We start from the raw sequence: 20,302 nt of genomic DNA on the forward strand, positions 1-20,302 counted from the left end.
CGGCGGCCCGTCCCACGCGGGCGCCGGGGCGGGCCAGCGCCGCCGGCGGGCCCGGGACTGGCGCGTCGCCGCCGGGCGGCTGCCGGCCGGCGCGCCCGTCCTGCTCGTGGACGACGTCCTCACCACCGGCGCCACCCTCGCCGCGCTCGCGGAGGCGGTGCGCCGCGCCGGCGGGCACCCCGTCGGGGCCGTCGTGCTCGCGGCCGTGGCCCCGCCGCGGGACCCCGCCGAGCCTGGCCCCCGGCCAGGCCCCCGGGTAGGGTGAACGGCACGGAATCGCCCCTACGGTTCCCGTCCTGCCGACGGCTGGAAGGAGGTCGCACCCTCGGACCCGCCGCCGCCCTGCGGACGCGACACCGAGGCGCACCTCCCCTCCCGAGGCCGGACCCGTGAGAGTCGGACCAGGAGGACGCCATGACCATGGATGTCAGCTACATCGCCCGCAACCTCAGGCTCCCGGAGAGCTTCCGCGACCACGTCGTCGAGCGCACCGAGCGCCTCCAGCCGCTCGCCGAGGGCGCCGACACGCTCGAGGTCCGCGTGACGAAGTCCTCCCACCACAAGCACTCGGACGAGACGGTCCGCGTGGAACTGACGGTCCGTGGCCCGCGGGACGTCGTGCGGGCCGAGGCCGACGCGGACGACAAGCTGGCAGCCTTCGACCAGGCCGCCACCCGACTGACCGAGCGCCTGCGGCGCATGCGCGACCGCCGCAAGGACCGCCGCCACGGCAAGCTCGGCGCCTCCCGCGGTGCGGGCGAGGTCGGATTCGTGCCGCCGCTGCCGCCGTCGGGTGCCGCGCTGGCCGCGGAGGAGGCCGCCGAGCAGGACGCCCCCGAGGTGGGCACCCCGGTGCGCATCCGCCAGAAGGCGTTCCCCGCGACCCCCATGAGCGTGGACGAGGCCGTGGACGCGATGGAGTTGGTGGGTCATGACTTCTTCCTCTTCCAGAACGCCGAGACCGGCGTGCCCTCCGTGGTCTACCGTCGTCGGGGCTGGAGCTACGGCGTGATCCGCCTGGACGAGTCCCTCCCGCAGGATCACGTCTCCGCCTCCGAGGGGGAGCGGGCCTACCAGGCGCGGGAGGACTGACCGCCCCGCCGACGTCGACCACGACCTGCTGACGCCGCGGCGCCCTTCCCCTCCGGGACGGGCGCCGCGGCCCGTCCGGGCTCGGCCCGTACACTGTCCCGGAGACCGCGCCACGGCCGAGCGCGAGGGGCATCCCGTCCCGCCCCGGCCACACCGCAAGGGAGCAGAGAACCAGTGCCTTCGATCATCGACCGCGTCCTGAAGATCTCGGACAACCGCGTCCTCAAGCGTATGCAGGCCACGGTGGACGCCGTGAACCTCCTCGAGGACGACTTCCGGGCGCTCAGCGATGCGGAGCTGCGTGCCGAGACGGACACGCTCCGGGCCCGGCATGCGGACGGCGAGTCGTTGGACCTGCTCCTGCCGGAGGCGTTCGCCGCGGTCCGGGAGGCCGCGGGACGCACGCTCGGCCAGCGGCACTACGACGTCCAGCTGCTCGGCGGCATCGCGCTGCACCAGGGCAACATCGCGGAGATGAAGACCGGCGAGGGCAAGACCCTCGTGGCCACCGCTCCGGCCTACCTCAACGCGCTGTCCGGCAGGGGCGTGCACGTGGTGACGGTCAACGACTTCCTCGCCTCCTACCAGGCCGACCTCATGGGCCGCGTGTTCCGCTTCCTCGGCATGCAGACGGGCGTCATCGTGGCGGGCCAGACCCCGGCCGTACGGCGGGAGCAGTACGCCGCGGACATCACCTACGGCACGAACAACGAGTTCGGCTTCGACTTCCTCCGGGACAACATGGCCTGGTCCCTCGACGAGCTCGTGCAGCGTGAGCACCACTACGCGATCGTCGACGAGGTGGACTCGATCCTCATCGACGAGGCCCGCACCCCGCTGATCATCTCCGGCCCCGCCCAGGGAGAGGCCAACCGGTGGTACGGCGAGTTCGCCCGGCTGGTGCGCCGCCTCGAGGCGGACACGGACTACGAGGTGGACCACAAGAAGCGCACCGTCGGCATCCTCGGCCCCGGCATCGAGAAGGTCGAGGACCACCTCGGCATCACGAACCTGTACGAGACGCAGAACACCACGCTCATCCAGTTCCTGAACAACGCGGTCAAGGCCAAGGAGCTGTTCAAGCGGGACAAGCACTACGTGGTCCTCGACGGCGAGGTGCAGATCGTCGACGAGCACACGGGCCGCGTGCTCAAGGGACGCCGCTACAACGAGGGGCTCCACCAGGCCATCGAGGCCAAGGAGGGCGTCGAGGTCAAGCCCGAGAACCAGACGCTGGCCACGGTGACCCTGCAGAACTACTTCCGCGGCTACGAGAAGCTCGCCGGCATGACGGGCACCGCCGAGACGGAGGCCGCCGAGTTCACGTCGACCTACGGCCTCGGCGTCGTCGTGATCCCGCCGAACCGGGAGCGACAGCGCGTGGACCGCAACGACGTGGTGTACAAGAACGAGAAGGTCAAGTTCGACGCCGTCGTCGACGACATCGCCGAGCGGCACGCGAAGGGCCAACCGGTCCTGGTGGGCACCACCTCGGTGGAGAAGTCCGAGTACCTCTCCACGCTGCTGGCCAAGCGCGGCGTCCGCCACGAGGTCCTGAACGCGAAGAACCACGCCCGCGAGGCCGCCATCGTGGCGCAGGCCGGCCGCCCGGGCGCCGTCACCGTGGCCACCAACATGGCCGGCCGCGGCACCGACATCATGCTCGGCGGCAACGCCGAGTTCACGGCGGTGGCCCGCATGCAGGAGCTGGGCCTCGACGCCGCCGAGGACCCGGAGGCGTACGAGGCCCGCTGGCCCGAGGTGCTGGCGCAGGCCGAGGCCGCCGTGGAGGACGCGCACCGCGCGGTCATCGAGGCCGGCGGCCTGTACGTGGTGGGCACCGAGCGCCACGACTCGCGCCGCATCGACAACCAGCTGCGCGGTCGTTCCGGCCGTCAGGGCGACCCGGGCGAGTCCCGGTTCTACCTCTCCCTCACGGACGAGCTCATGCGCAACTTCAACCCGGGCGTGGCCCAGCGGATCATGAACAGCCCGTCGATCCCGGACGACATGGCGCTCGAGTTCGGCTTCGTCTCGAAGGCGATCCAGAACGCGCAGGCGCAGGTCGAGGGGCGCAACGCCGAGCAGCGCAAGAACGTGCTCAAGTACGACGACGTGATGAACCGCCAGCGCGAGGCCATCTACACGGACCGCCGTTCCATCCTCGAGGGGGAGGACCTGCAGGACCGGGTGCGCCGCTTCGTGGAGGACGCCGTCGGGAACATCGTGGACGCGGCCACCGAGGAGGGCCACGCCACCGACTGGGACCTCGACCAGCTGTGGCGGGACCTGGCAGAGCTCTACCCCGTGGGCATCTCGCAGGAGGACGTCCTCGACGAGGTCGGCGGCCGGGGCCGGCTCAAGGCCGAGGTCCTCAAGCGCGAACTCGTCTCCGATGCGCTCCTGGCGTACGAGGACCGGGAGGCGCAGGTGGGGTCCGAGGCGCTGCGGGAGGCGGAGCGTCGCGTGGTGCTCGCCACCATCGGGCGCCGCTGGCAGGAGCATCTCTACGAGATGGACTACCTCAAGGAGGGCATCGGGCTGCGCGCGATGGCCCAGCGCGAGCCCCTCGTGGAGTACCAGCGCGAGGGCTACACGATGTTCCAGAACATGCTCGCCGCCATCCGCGAGGACGCCGTGCGCACGCTGTTCCAGGCGCAGATCAGTGCGGCCCCCGCGTCGACGTCGCTGCCCGGCGTCCAGGACGCCCGCGCCGTGACGATGGCCCCGCAGATCTCCGTGGAGGGCATCGACGCCCCGCAGCAGCCGGCGCAGCTGCGTTTCACCGGTCCGTCCGAGGACGGGCAGAGCGCGGTCACCCGCAGCGGCACGGACTCCGGCGCCACGGTCGCGGCGGGCACGAACCGCCGCTCCCGCCGTCAGGCGGAGCGCCGCGGCCGCCGCGGCTGACCGGCATCCTGCCACGACGCAGGACGAGGGCCCGCAGACCTCCAGGTCTCCGGGCCCTCGCTCGTCAGTCCGACGGGACGATCCGGCTCAGCCGATCTCGACCGACGTCACCTTCCACCGGCTGAGCCGCCGCTCGAGTCGGAGCGCGAAGGCCCGGGCCCGGCCCTCCCACAGCACCGTCGCGCTGGCCTCCACCCGGCCGGGCGCGACCTCGCACACGCGGGCACCCACCGGGCGGGGTGCGGACTTGGGCGTCCGGGGCGGGACGGCCGCGGAGGGCCGTCGACCGGGCCCGGTCGGCGCGACGGCGCCCAGCAGCTCCATGCGACGGGTCAACTTGTCCAGGACCTCGGGCGAGAGCCAGCCGGAGAGGTCCCGCAGGGCACGGCGGCCCGTCTCGACCTCGACGCAGGCGACGGCGATCACGGCGGCGAGCGAGCGGACGCGGCGCAGCTCCTCGCGCCCCTGTTCGGTGCGGGCCCGCCGGGCGATCTCCTCACCGCGGGGCAGGACTGCGGGGCTGTGGGCGGGCCCGTGGAGGAGGGTGTCGGCGGTGCGCCGGTCGGAAGCGGCGCGGGGGCGGGTGGCGAGGGTGGTCATGGCGGTCTCCTGAGGACGAGGCGAAGCGGGGGAGTGCAGGGTCGTGGATGTCATGGCCGTGGTCCGTCCACGCCGGCGTGCGGGGTGAACACGGGGGAGGTCAGCACGGTGCCGGGCAGCAGCAGGTGCGGGTCGTCGCCGATCACCCGTCGGTTGGCCTCGTACCAGCGGCGCCAGCGGGCGTCGATCTCTCGGGGGGTCGCGTCCGGGCCGAGCTCGGCGGCGGCGAGGTGCCACAGGCAGTCGCCGCGCCGGACGGTGACGGTCGGGTGGTCCGGATCCGCACGGCCGGTGCCGGCGCCCGGTGGGGCCGGCGCCGGGGGCCGGGGCGTCCACGCGGCGTCCGGCGCCGGGGCCTCGACGCCGGTGGCGTGCGCAGGCACCGCAGCCACGGTCCAGGAGGCGTCCGGCACGGGATGAGCCGCGTCCGCCCACGCGGCCGGTGCCGCGAGCAGCTGGGCACCGACGACGGCGCCTGCCACGCGTCCGAGCAGGGCGGGAGTGAGGCTCCGGCCCAGGCGGGCCCAGGCCGGCCGACCCGCGCGGCGCCCCAGCGCGACGAGCGCCAGCCCGATCAGGCCCACCGCCCACCATGCGAGCAGTCCGAGCCCGGCGAGACCGGCACCGAGGCCCAGCACGCGGGTCAGTTCCGCCCCGGGCGCGCTGGTGCCCGTCTGCAGCAGCGCCGCGGCACAGGCGAGCAGACCGGGACCGGCCAGAAGCAGGACGGTGAGGCCGACGGCGTCCGCCGCGTCGACCGGACGGGTCGGGGCCGGGCCGGCCGGTGATGTCGAGCGCTCCATGGATTCCCCTCCTGTGCGTCCGTCCGGCCGGGATCCCGCGATCAGGCCGGTGATGATGATCACAGTGAACTGCACGGGCCGATAGGTGTCAAGAGTGATGTTTGATGATGTTTGATGACGACCGATGTCCGGCGCTGAGCCTCCTATGCTGAGCGCATGCGGTGGAACGGACTCTTCGACGACCTGGAGGCGCACTGGGCCGACCTCGGCTGGCAGGAGACGGTGGCCGAGGCCGCGGAGCTGACCCGAGCGGAGTGGATGGCGCTGTCCCTGGCCGACCGCCTGCGCGGAGCCCGAGGGCGGCAGGTCCGGCTCCACCTGGCCTGGGGCGAGGTCGTGGACGGCGTGGTGCACACGGTGGGCCAGGGCTGGGTCGGCGTGCACGTCGACGGCTCGGGATCGGCGATCGTCGCGGTGGACTGCGTGGCGGCCGTGGAGGCCGACCTGACCCGGGCCGTGGCCGCGCCCGAGCTCGCCGCGGCCGGCTGGGGGACGGTGCTGCGCGGCATCGCGCGGACGCGCCAGCCGGTGGCGGTGACGGGACGCCTCGGCGCGGCGCTGGCGGAGGGCACCGTGGACCGGGTCGGCGGCGACCACCTCGACATCGCCCGCCACCCGCGGGACGAGGCCCGGCGGGCCGCGGCCGTCCGCGGGCGGCTCGTCATCCCGTTCGGGGCGCTGGGGACGGTCCGGACCGCGCTGCGCCCCGCCTGAGCAGACCGTGTGGGCTCAGCGGGCCTGCGCGTCCGCCTCGGTCCACTCCCGGACGCGGGCGCGCGTCACTTCCTTCTGACGTTCCACGTAGTCCTCGAGCCAGGACAGCTCGATGCGCCACTGACCGCGGCCCCCGACCTGGATGGCCTGCAGCTCACCCGAGCGGACCAGGGCACGGGCGGCCTGACCGGAGATGTTCAGGGTCTCCGCGACGTCGGTCAGGGTGAGAAAGCGCTGCACGGTGCTCCTTCGGTCGAGGCGTCCAGGACGGTCGCGGGCGGCCCACGACGTCGACCCATTCAACCCCGGGAACACCCGGAGGCGACACTTTTCCACAGCGTACGCGGCGGATCCGGCGATCCACGGCCCCTGTGGTTACTCTGGGCGCAGCGCGGAGGGGCCGACACCGACGGGGTGCCGGGGCCGCGGCGGCCCGAGGGGCCGGTCCGAAGGGGGGAACATCCGGTGTCCACGACCATGTCCGCGTCCGCCGAGGGCGGCCGTCTGCGCCGGCCCCGCTGGCGGGATCCCCGGCTCCTCGTCGGTCTCGTGCTCGTCCTCGCCTCGATCGCCGGCGTCGTGGCGCTGGTCGCCTCCGCCCAGCGGACCGCAGCGTACTGGACGGCTGCGGAGGACCTGCCCCCGGGCACACCCATCGCGTCCGGGGACCTGCGCCCCGTGGAGGTGAACCTCAGCGAGGCCGGCGAGCGGTACCTCAGCGCCGATGCTCCGGCTCCCGAGGGGCGGATGGTCTCCGGGACTGTCCGGGCCGGTGAGCTGCTGCCGGCGGCGGCACTGGTGGACGCGGACCCGGACGGCCGTCGTCCCGTCGGGGTGGCCCTGGACGAGCCGCTGCCGTCCGGCGTGGGCGTGGGAGACCGCGTGGACGTCTGGGTGGCCATGCCGGCGGAGGGAGGCCGCGGCCATGCAGACCCGGCCCGGCTGGCCGAGGCGCTCGAGATCTCCGAGGTCACGGCGGAGCAGAACGGCTTCGGCGGCTCGGGCACCACCCGGGTGCAGCTGCTGGCACCAAAGGAGACCCTGCCGCGCATCGTGGACGCGAAGGTGAAGGACGCGCGGGTCACCCTCGTGCCGGCCCACGGGGTGCGCTGACCGTGCGCATCGCCCTGGCCACCACCGTCCAGCCGGGCCTGGACCACATCGGCCCGCTCGAGCGGCACCAGACGGACATCACGGTCCTCCGCCGGGCCGAGGACATCGCCGAGCTGCTCGCCATCGCCCGCTCCGGTCTCGTGGACGCGGTCCTCGTGGCCGGGGACACCGAGTCCCTCACCGCCGCCTTCCTGGAGGAGACGGCCCGGCTGCCCCGACCCGTGGGCGTGGCGGCGCTCAGCGAGGTCCGTGCCGAGCGGCGTCGTCTCCGCAGCATGGGGGTGCCCTGCGTGCGCGCCGACGCCGACCCCGAGCAGATCGCGGCCGTCGTCGTGGAGTCCGCGAGCGCCGCCGCGGAGGGCCGCCGGCCGGAGACCTCGCACGGGGAGGACGCCGACCACGCCCGGGATCACGCCGAGGACCTCGACGACCTGCCGATCACCCTGGAGACGCTCGGCGCGGACGAGGTGCCCGGCCTCACGGACCCCTGGCGCGACGCCGACGAGCCCGACGACGCCGGGCCGGGCGCCGCCCCCGCCGCGGCCACCCCCGACGACGGCCCCGCCACCGCGGGCGAGGGAGCCGACCCCGCACCCTCTCCGGAGGAGGGCGAACCGACCGCACCCGCGCGGGAGTCCCTGGTGACCGTGGTGTGGGGTCCCACCGGCGCCCCGGGACGCACCACCGTCGCCGTGAACCTCGCCGCCGAGCACGCCGTGGCCGGCCGGAACACGCTGCTGGTCGACCTGGACACGTACGGCCCCGCCGTCGGTGTGCACCTGGGGCTGACGGAGGAGTCGGCCGGCGTGTCGCGGGCCGTGCGGCGGGCCGACCACGGCCGACTGGGCGCTGCCGACCTGGCGGCCGCGGGCGTCCGCGTCCGCGTCGCCGGCGCGGACCTGACGGTTCTGACGGGGCTCACCCGCGTGGACCGGTGGCCCGAGCTGCGCCCCGCCGCCGTCTCCGCGCTGATCGCGGCCGCCAGGGAACACTGGGACCGCGTGGTCGTCGACGTCGGGTTCGGTCTCGAGCAGGACGAGGAACTGTCCTTCGACGTGCCCGCCCCCCAGCGCAACGGTGCGACCCTGGCGGCGCTCGCCGCGGCCGACGAGGTCATCGCGGTCGGCGGGCCGGACGCCGTCGCGCTGCCCCGCCTGGTCCGCGGGGTCGAGGAGCTGGCGGAGGCGGCCCCGGCGGCACGGCTGCGCGTCGTGGTCAACCGGCTCCGGCCCGCCGCCGCCGGCGTCGCCCCGCGCGGGCAGGTCGAGGCCGTCTGGAACCGCTACGCCTCGCCGGCCACGCCGCTGGAGGCGTTCCTGCCGTGGGACCCGGCCGCCGCGGACCCCGCGCTGCTCGCCGGCCAGGTGCTCGCCGAGGCCGCTCCGAACAGCCCGCTGCGTCGCGCCCTCGCCACGCTGGCCGGTGTCCCTGCCCGCCCCGCCCGCCGCGGACGGCACCGCGCACGGCCCCCACAGGCCATCGCCGCCGCGTCCTCCGACGCCGCTCGCGACGCCACGGACACGGGCCGCCCGGCACGTCGCCGTACCCTGATCCCATGGTCAGTTCGCTCGCGCAGGACCCCCTGACGTCGCACCCGGACATCGGAGACGAGGACCGCGCCTGGCTGCAGCGGCTCGTGGGGGACTGGCAGCTGGTGGCAGACCTGGCGCTCGCGGACCTCGTGCTCTGGTGCCCCGTGCCCCGCCGCGACGAGGCCGGAGGGTTCGTCGCGCTCGCCCAGGTCCGGCCCTTCACCGCTCCCACCCTCTTCCACCGCGACATCGTGGGCTCGCGCGCCCGCGCGGACCTGCGGGCCGTCGTCGGGCAGACGTGGCATGGCGGGGAGCGGGCCGAGGGGGCCGGCCCCGTCGAGGCCCCGGGAGGCACGCTGCAGGTGCGTCTGTGGCCGGTGGTCCGGGCCGGGAGGGTCATCGCGGTCGTCTCCGCGCACGCGGACCCGAACGGCCGGCCGGCGCGCTCGGTGATCGAGGAGAACTACAGCCGGACGGCCAGCACCCTGCTGGACATGATGCAGCACGGCCGCTGGCCGGCGCCCGAGGAGCCTCCCGGCCTCTGGGCGGGCGGCACGCCGCGGGTGGGGGACGGCCTCGTCGTGCTCGGGCCGGACTCGGTCGCCGAGTTCACCAGTCCCAACGCGGTCTCCGCCCTGCGCCGGCTGGGCATCGCCTCGACCCTCGAGGGGCACCGGCTCACCGACGTCCTGGCCAGCACCGACGCCGCCCGTGTGCCCACCGACGAGGGGACGTGGGCCGTGCTCACCGGGCTGCGTGCCGGACGGCGGGAGGTGCAGTCCGGCGGGGCGTCCCTCACGGTGCGCTCCGTCCCCCTGCTCGGTCCGGACGGCTGGCAGGGGGCGCTGCTGCTGCTGCGCGACGTGACCGAGCTGCGCCGCCAGGAGCAGCGTCTGCTCACCAAGGACGCGACCATCCGCGAGATCCACCACCGCGTCAAGAACAACCTGCAGACCGTGGGATCGCTGCTGCGCATGCAGGCGCGGCGCACGTCCTCGCCCGAGGCGGAGCGTGCGCTGCGTCAGGCGATGCAGCGGGTGGACACGATCGCCCTCGTCCACCAGACGCTGAGCGAGGAGATCGAGGACCAGGTCCCCGTGGACGGTCTGCTGCAGCGGCAGTTCCGCCTGGCCGTCGAGGTGGCCGGGGACGGGCGGCCGCTGCAGGTCGCGGTCACGGGCGAGTTCGGTGAACTGCCCTCCCACGTGACCACGCCGCTGGCGCTGGTGCTCAATGAGCTGGCGGCCAACGCCGTCGAGCACGGCACGGCGCCGGGCGGTGGCTGCGTGGGCCTGCACGCCGACCGCGAGTCGACCCCCGCGGGAACGGTGCTGGTCGTGTCCGTGACGGACGGCGGCCCCGCCGCCCCCGACGGATGGGTGCCGGGGGAGTCTCCCCGCGCGGGCGAGGGATCGGGGCTCGGCCTGCGCATCGTGCACTCGCTCGTGGAGGGGGACCTGCGCGGCACCCTGCGCTGGGAGCGGTCCGACGACGGCGGCACGCGCGTCGTGCTGCGACTGCCCCTGACGTGAACCCGGCCGGGCTTGAGGACGGCCCCGTCGACGTCGTCGACGGGGCCGGTGGTCCGGGTGGGTCAGGAGGCGCGGCGGGCACGCGCGGCGCGGCGCTTCATGGCGCGCCGCTCGTCCTCGCTCATGCCGCCCCAGACGCCCGAGTCCTGGCCGGACTCCATGGCCCACTTCAGGCACGTGTCCACGACCTCACACGAGCGGCACACCGCCTTGGCCTCCTCGATCTGCAGGAGGGCGGGGCCGGTGTTGCCCACCGGGAAGAACAGCTCCGGGTCCTTGTCCAGGCACGCTGCTTTACTGCGCCAATCCATCGGTCCGCTCACTTTCTGTCGGAAGAACCGGAGCCCGCGGGCGCCGGTGGTCACGGCCTCCGCCGGCGGCGGGCGCGGGGGCCGGCGCGGACGACGCGCGGCACGACCGATACGGAGGGCGACCCTGGTCATTGCAACGGGGACCGCCTTCGTACGAACGCGGCCCCCGGAAATCTCTCGCATGCCATCCTCGCACGGCCCTCACGAGTGAACAAGAGGTGAATGAGGTGCATCACCGCGCTGCACTGCGAGTCCTTCGTCACACCATGCCCTGACCGAGGCGCCGCCGCGGACGTGGTCCGCGCGCCGCCCGGCGTACCGTGGGGGACACGTCCGTCCCCGCAGCCGTCCGCAGGAGAGGCCCCATGGCACAGTCCCGCCGCCCCGACCCCGTCGCCCCGTCCGAGTCGTCGGGCGCCGACGCGACGACGGTCCCGCCCCGCCCCGGACGGGGCCTGCCGGTGGCCGTCCTCGTGGTCGCCGCGGCGCTCGTGCTCGAGGGGGGTGCGCTCCTCTGGTTCGCCGTGGACGCGGTGGTGCATGCGGCGGACGGGGTGCTCCCGGCCGGCGCCCGCGTGATGCTGATCGTCATCTACGCGCTGCTCGCCCTGTGGATCCTCGCGACCGCCGTCGCCCTGCTGCGCGGTCGGGCGTGGAGCCGCGGCGCCGCCGTCGCGATCCAGCTCTTCAGTGTGCTCCTGTCCTCGTGGCTCTTCAGCGTGGACGCCGCTGCTCTGGGTGGGCCGCTGCTCGCGGTCTCCGGCGTCGCGCTGCTCACCCTCTTCACGACGCCGGTCACCCGGCATCTCGCCCCCGCCCCGGAGGCCTCGACGGACGCCTGAGCCCCGCCCCGACGACGACGGCGCGCCCCCGGCCAGGGGCGCGCCGTCGTCGTCATCGGGGCCGTGGTCAGTTCACCGGGCCGGTGAACTTCTCGCCGGGGCCCTTGCCCGGGGCGTCCGGGAACGGGGAGGCCTCACGGAACGCCAGCTGCAGCGAGCGCAGCCCGTCGCGCAGCGGTCCGGCGTGCTGGCTGCCGATCTCGGGGGCCGCGGCCGTGACCAGCCCGGCGAGGGCCGTGATGAGCTTGCGGGCCTCGTCGAGATCGATGAGCTCGCGGGCGTCGGGGGAGTCGGCCAGGCCGCACTTGACGGCGGCGGCGGTCATCAGGTGCACGGCGGTGGTCGTGATGACCTCGACGGCGGGGACCTCGTGGATGTCGCGGATCTCGGCGGGGGCGTCCATGGGGGTGGCGTCCTGGGCCTGACGTTCGTCTGTCATGGTGGTAAGCTTCCCATAGACCACTCGTGGTCCGCGCAAGACCTCGTCATCCGGTGACCCCGGGGCGGGCATGCACGGGCCAGGAGCAGCAAAGTGGAGGCCTCTCTCCCACCCGCGCCAGCAGGATGTCCGGTTCGCCCCGGGCCGAGTTGCCGGGTCGCCGGTCGGGACCGCCGCGTCGTGGCGCGCAGCCCGCACCGAGGGTCCCGTCCGACGGGATCGTGTCGAGGCCTCCGTCTGCGTCCGCGCAGGGGAGGCCTTCCTCGTTTCCGAGGGCCCCTCCGGTGGGCGCGGGGTCACCCGTCGTCTCACACAGAGGAGCAGCACCATCAGCGATCCCCGCATCAACGAGCGTATCCGCGTTCCGGAAGTCCGCCTGGTCGGCCCGAACGGCGAACAGGTCGGTATCGTCCGCGTCGAGGACGCCCTCCGGCTCGCCGCCGAGGCGGACCTGGATCTCGTGGAGGTGGCCCCCACGGCCAAGCCTCCGGTGTGCAAGCTGATGGATTTCGGCAAGTACAAGTACGAGGCCGCGGTGAAGGCCCGTGAGTCGCGCAAGAACCAGGTGAACACGGTCCTCAAGGAGGTCCGCTTCCGCCTGAAGATCGACAAGCACGACTACGAGACCAAGACCGGCCACGCCAAGAAGTTCCTGAGCCAGGGCGACAAGGTCAAGGCCATCATCCAGTTCCGCGGCCGTGAGCAGCAGCGTCCCGAACTCGGCATCAAGCTGCTGCAGCAGTTCGCCGAGGACGTCGCCGAGCTGGGCACCGTCGAATCGCAGCCGCGCCAGGACGGCCGCAACATGGTGATGGTGGTCGCCCCGCTGCGCACCAAGGCCGATGCGCGGGCGGACCAGCGCAAGAACTCGGCCGAGAGCCACCGCGAGCGTCAGGGCGGCGGTTCGCGTCGCGACCAGGCCGCCCGCGAGGCCAAGGAGCGCGCCGCGCAGAAGGCGGCGTCCGACTCCGCCCCGGTGCGGAATTCGGTCGGGGATGCGTTCCCCGAGCAGCTGAAGGCCATGGCCGCCCGGACGCAGGAGAACGCCTCCGCGGCCCCGGCCGAGACGACGCAGGCGCCGAAGACCCCGGCCCCGGCGGCTCCCCGCCCGGCCGCGGCCGCCCCGGCTGCGAAGCCGGCCTCCAGCGCCACGCCCGCATCGGCCCCGAAGCCGGCCGCGACGCCGAAGCCGCAGTCCTCGGCTGCGCCGGCTGCCACGCCGAAGCCGCGGTCCGCCGCCAAGCCGGCCGCGCCGTCGTCGGCTCCGAAGCCGGCGGCCAAGCCGATGCCGGCCCCGCCCAAGCCCGCCGCCCCCCGCGGCGGTGCCCCCAAGCCCGGTCCTCGGGCCTGACCCCCCGGGGTCGCCACAGACCAGCCCGGTCCGGACGGACCGGGGTGACCAGCACTGCCGTGCGCGCCGCGCACGGCAGCGATGAGTGAAGGAGAACGGCAGCCATGCCGAAGATGAAGACCCACAGCGGTGCCAAGAAGCGCTTCCGCGTGACCGGCTCCGGCAAGATCATGCGCCAGCAGGCGAACCGCCGCCACTACCTGGAGCACAAGTCCTCGCGCCTGACCCGCCGTCTCAAGGGCGACCAGCTCGTCTCCAAGGGCAGCATCAAGCAGATCAAGCGGATGCTCGGCATCTGACACCCCCTCCGGCCTCGCCGGAACCCCTTCCTCCTCGGCCGTGACGCGCCAGTGCGCGCCCCGGGGACCACACAGATTGGAGTACGCACGTGGCACGTGTGAAGCGGGCAGTGAACGCCCACAAGAAGCGTCGGACCATGCTGGAGCGCGCCTCCGGCTACCGCGGCCAGCGGTCTCGCCTGTACCGCAAGGCGAAGGAGCAGATGCTCCACTCGTTCACCTACAACTACCAGCATCGCCACAAGCGCAAGGGTGACTTCCGTCGCCTGTGGATCACCCGCATCAACGCGGCCGCCCGCGCCAACGGCATGACCTACAACCGATTCATGCAGGGCCTCAAGCTGGCCGGCGTCGAGGTGGACCGCCGCATGCTGGCCGAGATCGCCGTCTCCGACGCCGCGACCTTCGCCGTGCTGGTGAAGACCGCCCGCGAGGCGCTGCCCGCAGACGTGAACGCCCCCGCCGCCTCCCGCTGAGCCGGCTCCGGGGCCTTGAGGGCCCCCACCACCACGTCCCAGGCGTGAACACCACCGCCGACGGGGCGGGTCCTCCACCGAGGCCCGCCCCGTCGGCGTCTGCGCATCCGCAGCTGAGCCCCGACCAGAAAGACCCCATGACCCCGCACGCCGAGCCGATGACCCATCCCCGCGCCGAGCGCGTGCGCGCGGTGGCAGCCCTGGCGGGCCGCTCCGCCCGACGCCGGACGGGCACGTTCCTCGTCGAGGGGCCGCAGGCCTGCCGCGAGGCCCTGCGCGCCCACCTGGGGGAGGGGCCGGAGGCCGCCGCGGGGCAGTGGCGCGCGGGGCGGGTGCTGACCCAGGTGTACATGTCCGTCGGACTCGTGGACCGGGACCCCGCGCTGGCCGAGCTCGTGGCGCGCGTCCGGGACCGCCCGACGCCGGGTGGTGAGTGCGTCCTGGTGCGCCAGGCCAGCGACGAGGTGCTCACCGCCATGGCCGACGCCGTGACGGGGCAGGACATCGTCGCCGTGGCGCGGATGCCGGAGCCGCAGGCCGTCGAAGCGGTCCTCGGGGAGGCGCGCCTGGCCGCCGTGCTGTGCCGCGTGCAGGACCCGGGGAACGCCGGCACGGTCATCCGAGCCGCGGACGCGGCCGGGGCGGACGCGGTGGTCCTCACGCCGGGCTCCGTCGACCCGTTCAACCCCAAGGTGGTCCGGTCCACCGCCGGGTCGCTGTTCCACCTGCCCGTGGTCACCGCCGTCCCCGCAGAGGCGGCCGCGGCCGCCGCCCGGGCCGCAGGCCTGCAGGTGTGGGCCGCCGACGGCTACGGCTCGGATCGGCTCGACGCCCTCGCCCCCGGCGTGGTCGCCGCGCCGACCGCGTGGCTGTTCGGCAACGAGGCCCAGGGCCTGGACGGCGGCGAGCTCGCGCTGGCGGACCGCCGGGTGGCGGTGCCGCTGTATGGGGCCGCGGAGTCCCTGAACGTGGGGACCGCCGCCACGGTGTGCCTGTACTCGTCCGCGATGGCGGGGGCACGGCGCGCCGGCTGACGGGGCGCACGAGGCGGCGGCAGCCGTCCGGAGACGCAGATGGGGCGGGGATCCACGTGGATCCCCGCCCCATCTGCGTGTTCCCGGGTGGAACCCGGGCCGCTCAGCTCACTCAGGCGCGGGTGCCGGTGCGGCGGGTGATTGCCTGCCACACTGCGGCGACGATAACGCCGCCGATGATCGCGAAGATCCAGGTGCCCAGATCGAAGAACTTCTCGTTCACGTCGAAGTCGAACAGCAGGGAGGCGATCCAGCCGCCGAGGAGAGCGCCGACGATGCCGGTGAGGAGGGCGCCGAGCCACCCGCCGCCCTGACGTCCGGGGAGGATGGCGCGAGCGATGGCGCCGGCGATGAGACCAAGCACGATCCAGCCAAAGATGCCCATGATGATGGTTCCTTTCGGGTTGCGAATCTGACGTACGAGAAGGAACGTAGCAAGGGATTTTCACGGGGGGCCACCTCTGGCGCCCCGACTTTTTCGAGATTCTCCGACGTGACGAGGTTCGCCCCGGCCTCGTGTGGGAGATTCAGCGGGGCGAGCCGTCGTCGTCAGCCCGGACGCCGGGCCGCGCCGCGACGTCGCGGCGCACGAGGAGGAACGCCAGCACCAGGCCCGCCAGGGCGATGCCCGCGCCGACCAGCGGCGGGGTCCGCAGCGACGCACCGGCCCCGATCGCGGCGGCCCCGACCCACGCGCCCATCGCGTTGGCCATGTTCAGCGCGGAGTGGTTGAGCGAACCGGCCAGCTGGGGTGCGGTGGGCGCGGAGTCCACGAGCAGCACCTGCAGGGACGGGGCGATCCCGGAGCCGCTGACGGCCACGCAGAAGAGGAACACGATCATCACCGGAGCCCACGAGGCCGTCAGCGCGACGGCGGCCAGCGAGACCGCGCTGAGCCCGAAGCTCAGGCGCAGGGTGCCCACCGGGTCGCGGTCCGTGAGGGCGCCGCTGACGAGCGTGCCGATCACCATGCCGACGCCGTAGAGGGCCAGCACGGCGGGGACCCACCGTTCCTCGAGGCCCGCGACCTCCGTGAGCAGCGGCGCGATGTAGGTGTAGAGCGCGAACATGCCGGCGAAGCCGATCACGCCCACGGCCACCGTCGCCCACAGGCGGCCGGAGGCCAGACCGCGCAGCTCGCGGCCGACCGAGGCGCCCGCGGGGGCCGGCACGGACGGGACGAGCCACGCGGTCGCCCCGACGCACAGGGCCGCGCAGACCGCCACGATGACGAACATCCAGCGCCAGCCGACGGCCTGCCCGAGCGCCGTCGCGCCCGGCACGCCCAGCACGTTGGCCACGGACAGCCCGGCCATCACCCAGGCCACGGCCTGGCCGCGGCGGGCGGGCCCGGCGAGGTCCGCCGCGGCCAGGGCGGCCGCGGAGAAGTAGGCGCCGTGGGGCAGGCCCGACACGAACCGGGCCGCCATCATGCTCCCCATGTCCGGGGCGAGGAACGCGGCCACGTGCCCCACGACGAACAGCAGCATCAGCACGATGCTCGTGACCCGCCGGTCGACGCGGGCGAAGGACGCGGCCAGCAGGGGAGCGCCGATCACGACGCCCAGCGCGTACATGGAGATGAGCACGCCGCCGGCCTCGAGACCGATGCCGAGGTCGGCCACCGCCTGCGGCAGCAGGCCCATCATCGCGAACTCCGTGGTGCCGATCGCGAAGCTGCCCAGGGCCAGCGCGAGGATGGCCGGCAGCAGACGCACGCGGCGGCCGCCCAGCAGCGCGCCGGGGCCCGTCGGCGCGGTCGGTGGGATGGACGGGTCCGGGCGCGTCGGACGCGGGGCGCGGGGGGAACGGTCGTGGGCGCCGTCGGCGGCGGGAGTGGGGGTGGGCACCGACCCAGCCTACGGACTCCGGTCTGCGGGGGCGGGGGCCTCGCTAGCCTGGGCTCATGACCTCCGCCACACCCGCTCGCCCCGCGCCCGCCGCCCGCCCGACGACGTCGCCCCGGGACGGTGCGCGACCGCGGCAGGTCGTGGGGCTCGCGCTGCTCGACGATGTGGCCGCGCCGACCCGCCTGCTGGCGGCCCGTCGCAGCGCGCCTGCCCCGCTGCGGGGGCTCTGGGAGTTCCCCGGGGGCAAGGTCGAGCCGGGGGAGGGCGTCCAGGAGGCGCTGCTGCGGGAGTGCCGGGAGGAGCTCGGGGTCGCCGTGCGGCTCGGCCCCGAGGTGGCGGCGCCGGAGCCGGACGGGTGGGAGCTGGCCAACGGCGCCCGGATGCGGGTGTTCTGGGGCGTCCTGGCGGAGGAGGGGGCGACGCCCCGAGCCCTCCAGGACCACGACCTGCTGGCGTGGCTGCCGCTCGCCGGGCCGGGCGTGCGGCACCTGGACTGGATCCCGGCGGACCGGCCGATCGTGGCCGAGGTGCTCCGTGGCGCCGCCACGGCGTTCTCCGCGGGGCGCTGAGTCGACACGCGGCCGGCCGCGCCCCGCGGACCGGTCAGAACAGCGCGGGCTGCGCCGCCGGAGCGGAGGGCCGGGACGCCGGCCGGCGCCGGGCCGGGGGACCGTCCTCGCGCCGGATGCCGTGGGCGCCGCCGCGGGCCAGGCCGTGCCGTGCGGCGGCCTCCCCGGCCATCCGGGTGAGCATGCGGCGGTACGACTCGGGCGCGTAGGCGGACCGGGCGTACATCTGCTCGTAGCCGGCCAGCAGATCCGGGTGCTCGCGGCGGATCCAGTCCAGGTACCACTCCTTCGCGCCCGGCCGCAGGTGCAGGGCGCCCGGCATGACGCGCGCGGCTCCGGCGTCCGCCAGCGCGCGCATGAGGGCGTCGATCTCGCGGTCCCCGTCCGTGAGCCACGGCAGCAGGGGCATGGCCATGACGGTGACGTCCGCACCCGCGGCGGCGAGCCGCTCGATCAGGCGCAGGCGTGCGGTCGGCGACGGCGTGCCCGGCTCGACCGCGGCGGCGATGGCGGGGTCGAGCATCGCCAGGGACAGCGAGACCTGCACCGGCACCTGGCGCGAGGCCGCCTGCAGCAGGGGCACATCCCGCGCGAGCAGGGTCCCCTTGGTCAGCACGGAGAACGGGGTGCCGGAATCGGCCAGGGCCCGGATGATCCCGGGCATCAGCGCGTAGCGGCCCTCGGCCCGCTGATACGGGTCCGTGTTCGTCCCCAACGCCACCGCCTCGCGGCCCCACGTGGGGCGGGCGAGTTCGGCGCGCAGCACCTCGGCGACGTTGACCTTCACGACGATCTGCCGGTCGAAGTCGGCCCCGGCGTCGAGCTCGAGGAAGGTGTGGGTGCTGCGGGCGTAGCAGTACCGGCAGGCGTGGGTGCAGCCGCGGTACGGGTTCACGGTCCAGCGGAACGGCATGGCCGAGGCGGACGGCACCGAGTTCAGTGCGGTCTTGGCGAGCACCTCATGGAAGGTGACGCCCGCGAACTCCGGGGTGGTGACACTCCGCTGCAGGTCCGAGAGCGGCAGCAGGGCGGCGGAGCCGGCCGGTGTGCCGGCCGTCGCCCGCTGGGCTCCGCCCTCGGACCGCAGGGTCTGCGCTTCCCATCGCATGGCCAGAAGTAGAACACATGTTCGAATCGACCCGCAAGCGTGTTCGAGTCCGGGCGTGGCGCGGGCGCCGAGACGCGCCTACCGTGGTCGCCATGACCTCCCGTGCACCCGCCCCGGCCGCCCGCGTCCTGCTCACGGGCTTCGAGCCCTTCGGCGGCGATGTCCACAACCCGTCGATCGCCGCCGCGCGGGACGCCGTGGGCATCCTGGCGGACCGGGGTGTGACGGCCGAGGCGGTCGAGCTGCCGTGCGCGTTCGGCGCGGCCGGGCCGGCCCTGACCGCGGCCCTCGACCGGGTCCGGCCGGAGGTGGCGATCGCCGTCGGGCTGGCCGGCGGCACGGCGACGGTCCGGGTCGAACGGGTGGCCGTGAACCTGCAGGACGCCCGGATCCCGGACAACGCGGGGGAGCAGCCCGTGGACCGGCCCGTGCGCGCCGACGGTCCCGCGGCCCTGTTCGCCACCCTGCCCGCCAAGCGTGCCGTCGCCGCGATCCGGGAGGCCGGCGTCGCCGCGGAGCCGTCCCTGTCCGCGGGCGCGTTCGTGTGCAACCACGTCATGTACGCCCTCCTCGACGCCCCCGGCACCGCCCGGGCCGCCGGCTTCATCCACGTGCCGTGGGACACCGAGCACCGCCCGACGCCGGACACCCCGGCCCTGCCCGCGGCCGACCTGGCGCGCGCGGTGGCCGAGGCCGCCCTGACGGCGCTGGCCGGCGGCCCCGACCTCGACGTCCCCGGCGGCACCCTGCACTGACCTCCCCGGACCCCGGGTCCGCGTCGGCGCGACCGCCCGTGCCCGTCAGCGGCGCGGCCGCAGGCCGCGGACCACGGGCCGCTCGACGTAGCCGCCCAGGGCCAGGCCCGCGCGTCGTTCGAAGACGTTGCGCGACGCCGGATCCCCGGTCCGCCACATCGACCACGCCGCCGCCAGCGCGTACGCCGGCAGGAACGGCAGACCCAGCAGGAGGGCGTACTGGTCCGCATGGCCGGCCTCGTGCCGCCACAGCGCGGGCGTCATGCGCAGGCCGGGGCGGGTGAACACGACGTCGCCGACCGTGAACGCGGCCCCGCCCGGGAACCGGTGCGTCCAGCCGCGGGCCTCGATCAGCCCGTGCGGCCCGGGCCGCAGCGCGCAGCCGGCGACGACGGCGCCCACCAGCCCCAGCGGCGTCGCCAGGTTCCACAGCCCGCGCGCCCGCACGTGCGCCGGAGGCGACGGCCGGGAAGGGGCCGCGGTCATGGCTGTGCCGGGGGATCGGCCTCACCGGCGGGGGACCCGGACGCGGGGACGTCGAAGTAGAGCGGGGCATGGGCGGCGCAGCCCGGGTTGAACGGCGCCCCGCAGGCCGGGCACGCGGGATCGGCGGCGGCCTCGAGGGCGAGATAGGCGGTCACGCTCAGCTCGGTGCGGCACACCCCGCACAGCACGTGCGGCCGGTCGAAGTCGCCGGCCGGCACCGGCACGGCCGGGTGGTCGGCGAGCTCCGCGTGGCAGCGGTGGCAGGACCAGTACGCGGGGCAGCAGGCGAAGCGCAGGGCGACGACGTCCCGCGCCGTGGCGTAATGGGCGCAGCGGGTCTGCGCGTCCAGGCCCACGCCCCGCAGCAGCGGGTCGGTGCCGTCGAGGGAGTCCGGGGCGGTCATGCGCCTCAGCCTAGGCCGGGCGCGTCCGGGGCGGACACTAGACTGACGGGCGTCCCACCGTCCCCCATGCGAAGGTCGTTGC

24 protein-coding genes are annotated in these 20,302 nt (G+C 74.8%); 14 read left to right on the forward strand and 10 right to left on the reverse strand.

What is annotated here, in order from left to right:
- The 3 genes from MF605_RS09390 to secA all read left to right on the forward strand — a co-directional run.
- On the forward strand, positions 1 to 265 hold a 265-nt coding region (locus MF605_RS09390; protein ID WP_242821277.1), incomplete at its 5' end, for a phosphoribosyltransferase family protein.
- A gap of 149 nt (positions 266 to 414) precedes the next feature.
- Positions 415 to 1,092 carry a ribosome hibernation-promoting factor, HPF/YfiA family gene (gene hpf, locus MF605_RS09395; RefSeq protein ID WP_041105232.1) on the forward strand — a complete coding sequence of 226 codons (678 nt, stop codon included), beginning with the start codon at positions 415 to 417 and terminating at the stop codon, positions 1,090 to 1,092.
- 174 nt (positions 1,093 to 1,266) lie between these two features.
- Entirely contained in the window at positions 1,267 to 4,002 is a 2,736-nt protein-coding gene (gene secA, locus MF605_RS09400; protein ID WP_123244134.1) for a preprotein translocase subunit SecA, read from the forward strand.
- A gap of 87 nt (positions 4,003 to 4,089) precedes the next feature.
- Here the strand turns inward: secA and MF605_RS09405 are convergent, their stop codons facing one another.
- Together MF605_RS09405 and MF605_RS09410 are read right to left on the reverse strand one after the other, a co-directional pair.
- Positions 4,090 to 4,602 carry an Rv3235 family protein gene (locus MF605_RS09405; protein ID WP_052833459.1) on the reverse strand — a complete coding sequence of 171 codons (513 nt, stop codon included), beginning with the start codon at positions 4,600 to 4,602 and terminating at the stop codon, positions 4,090 to 4,092.
- 50 nt (positions 4,603 to 4,652) lie between these two features.
- A complete protein-coding gene (locus MF605_RS09410) occupies positions 4,653 to 5,405 on the reverse strand; it encodes a LysM peptidoglycan-binding domain-containing protein (protein ID WP_044659782.1) in 753 nt (250 codons plus the stop codon).
- A 156-nt stretch (positions 5,406 to 5,561) separates the two neighbouring features.
- On the opposite strand from MF605_RS09410, the gene MF605_RS09415 reads away from it, so the two are divergent.
- On the forward strand, positions 5,562 to 6,119 hold the full coding sequence (locus MF605_RS09415; RefSeq protein ID WP_036383497.1) for a hypothetical protein: 558 nt from the start codon (positions 5,562 to 5,564) through the stop codon (positions 6,117 to 6,119).
- A gap of 15 nt (positions 6,120 to 6,134) precedes the next feature.
- Here the strand turns inward: MF605_RS09415 and MF605_RS09420 are convergent, their stop codons facing one another.
- Positions 6,135 to 6,359 (reverse strand): helix-turn-helix domain-containing protein, encoded by a 225-nt coding sequence (locus tag MF605_RS09420; RefSeq protein ID WP_123244132.1) that lies wholly within the window; start codon positions 6,357 to 6,359, stop codon positions 6,135 to 6,137.
- Positions 6,360 to 6,584: 225 nt separating this feature from the next.
- Between MF605_RS09420 and MF605_RS09425 the strand changes: the two genes are divergently transcribed.
- From MF605_RS09425 to MF605_RS09435, 3 genes are read left to right on the forward strand one after another with little or no spacing between them, the layout of a single operon-like run.
- Positions 6,585 to 7,232, forward strand: a complete 648-nt coding sequence (locus MF605_RS09425; RefSeq protein WP_123244131.1) for a CpaB family protein — start codon at positions 6,585 to 6,587, stop codon at positions 7,230 to 7,232.
- Positions 7,233 to 7,234: 2 nt separating this feature from the next.
- A complete protein-coding gene (locus MF605_RS09430) occupies positions 7,235 to 8,818 on the forward strand; it encodes a tyrosine-protein kinase family protein (protein ID WP_134415751.1) in 1,584 nt (527 codons plus the stop codon).
- A complete protein-coding gene (locus MF605_RS09435; RefSeq protein ID WP_134415753.1) occupies positions 8,788 to 10,296 on the forward strand; it encodes a sensor histidine kinase in 1,509 nt (502 codons plus the stop codon). Before MF605_RS09430 ends, MF605_RS09435 begins: the two co-directional genes overlap by 31 nt.
- A gap of 62 nt (positions 10,297 to 10,358) precedes the next feature.
- Here MF605_RS09435 and MF605_RS09440 read toward each other — a convergent pair whose 3' ends face one another.
- Entirely contained in the window at positions 10,359 to 10,607 is a 249-nt protein-coding gene (locus tag MF605_RS09440; protein ID WP_002854852.1) for a WhiB family transcriptional regulator, read from the reverse strand.
- 365 nt (positions 10,608 to 10,972) lie between these two features.
- Between MF605_RS09440 and MF605_RS09445 the strand changes: the two genes are divergently transcribed.
- Complete coding sequence (locus MF605_RS09445) at positions 10,973 to 11,449, forward strand: hypothetical protein (protein ID WP_012750967.1); 477 nt, start codon at positions 10,973 to 10,975, stop codon at positions 11,447 to 11,449.
- Between the two features lie 67 nt (positions 11,450 to 11,516).
- On the opposite strand, the gene MF605_RS09450 is transcribed toward MF605_RS09445, so the two are convergent.
- Complete coding sequence (locus MF605_RS09450) at positions 11,517 to 11,888, reverse strand: DUF1844 domain-containing protein (protein WP_036313345.1); 372 nt, start codon at positions 11,886 to 11,888, stop codon at positions 11,517 to 11,519.
- A 376-nt stretch (positions 11,889 to 12,264) separates the two neighbouring features.
- On the opposite strand from MF605_RS09450, the gene infC reads away from it, so the two are divergent.
- From infC to MF605_RS09470, 4 genes are all read left to right on the forward strand, one after another.
- Complete coding sequence (infC, locus tag MF605_RS09455) at positions 12,265 to 13,239, forward strand: translation initiation factor IF-3 (protein WP_240335717.1); 975 nt, start codon at positions 12,265 to 12,267, stop codon at positions 13,237 to 13,239.
- Positions 13,240 to 13,343: 104 nt separating this feature from the next.
- Entirely contained in the window at positions 13,344 to 13,538 is a 195-nt protein-coding gene (gene rpmI / locus MF605_RS09460) for a 50S ribosomal protein L35 (protein WP_002853699.1), read from the forward strand.
- An 89-nt stretch (positions 13,539 to 13,627) separates the two neighbouring features.
- Positions 13,628 to 14,014 (forward strand): 50S ribosomal protein L20, encoded by a 387-nt coding sequence (gene rplT / locus MF605_RS09465; protein WP_002853696.1) that lies wholly within the window; start codon positions 13,628 to 13,630, stop codon positions 14,012 to 14,014.
- A 137-nt stretch (positions 14,015 to 14,151) separates the two neighbouring features.
- Positions 14,152 to 15,048, forward strand: a complete 897-nt coding sequence (locus tag MF605_RS09470) for a TrmH family RNA methyltransferase (RefSeq protein ID WP_134415757.1) — start codon at positions 14,152 to 14,154, stop codon at positions 15,046 to 15,048.
- Positions 15,049 to 15,160: 112 nt separating this feature from the next.
- On the opposite strand, the gene MF605_RS09475 is transcribed toward MF605_RS09470, so the two are convergent.
- Together MF605_RS09475 and MF605_RS09480 are read right to left on the reverse strand one after the other, a co-directional pair.
- Positions 15,161 to 15,433 carry a GlsB/YeaQ/YmgE family stress response membrane protein gene (locus MF605_RS09475; RefSeq protein ID WP_134415759.1) on the reverse strand — a complete coding sequence of 91 codons (273 nt, stop codon included), beginning with the start codon at positions 15,431 to 15,433 and terminating at the stop codon, positions 15,161 to 15,163.
- A gap of 142 nt (positions 15,434 to 15,575) precedes the next feature.
- A complete protein-coding gene (locus MF605_RS09480; RefSeq protein ID WP_101966041.1) occupies positions 15,576 to 16,898 on the reverse strand; it encodes an MFS transporter in 1,323 nt (440 codons plus the stop codon).
- Between the two features lie 56 nt (positions 16,899 to 16,954).
- On the opposite strand from MF605_RS09480, the gene MF605_RS09485 reads away from it, so the two are divergent.
- Positions 16,955 to 17,467, forward strand: coding sequence for a (deoxy)nucleoside triphosphate pyrophosphohydrolase (locus MF605_RS09485; protein ID WP_098092377.1), 513 nt, complete (start codon positions 16,955 to 16,957; stop codon positions 17,465 to 17,467).
- Positions 17,468 to 17,501: 34 nt separating this feature from the next.
- Here the strand turns inward: MF605_RS09485 and MF605_RS09490 are convergent, their stop codons facing one another.
- Complete coding sequence (locus MF605_RS09490; RefSeq protein WP_020624690.1) at positions 17,502 to 18,575, reverse strand: Rv2578c family radical SAM protein; 1,074 nt, start codon at positions 18,573 to 18,575, stop codon at positions 17,502 to 17,504.
- 92 nt (positions 18,576 to 18,667) lie between these two features.
- Between MF605_RS09490 and MF605_RS09495 the strand changes: the two genes are divergently transcribed.
- Positions 18,668 to 19,330: a pyroglutamyl-peptidase I gene (locus tag MF605_RS09495; protein ID WP_242679251.1), complete on the forward strand. Its 663-nt coding sequence runs from the start codon at positions 18,668 to 18,670 to the stop codon at positions 19,328 to 19,330.
- A gap of 45 nt (positions 19,331 to 19,375) precedes the next feature.
- On the opposite strand, the gene MF605_RS09500 is transcribed toward MF605_RS09495, so the two are convergent.
- Positions 19,376 to 19,816, reverse strand: coding sequence for a hypothetical protein (locus MF605_RS09500; protein ID WP_134415761.1), 441 nt, complete (start codon positions 19,814 to 19,816; stop codon positions 19,376 to 19,378).
- A complete protein-coding gene (locus MF605_RS09505) occupies positions 19,813 to 20,220 on the reverse strand; it encodes a CHY zinc finger protein (RefSeq protein WP_052520072.1) in 408 nt (135 codons plus the stop codon). The genes MF605_RS09500 and MF605_RS09505 overlap by 4 nt, the downstream gene beginning before the upstream one ends.
- Positions 20,221 to 20,302: the final 82 nt, after the last annotated feature.

The sequence above is a fragment of the Micrococcus luteus genome (genome assembly GCF_022664405.1).
Classification (GTDB): domain Bacteria; phylum Actinomycetota; class Actinomycetes; order Actinomycetales; family Micrococcaceae; genus Micrococcus; species Micrococcus luteus.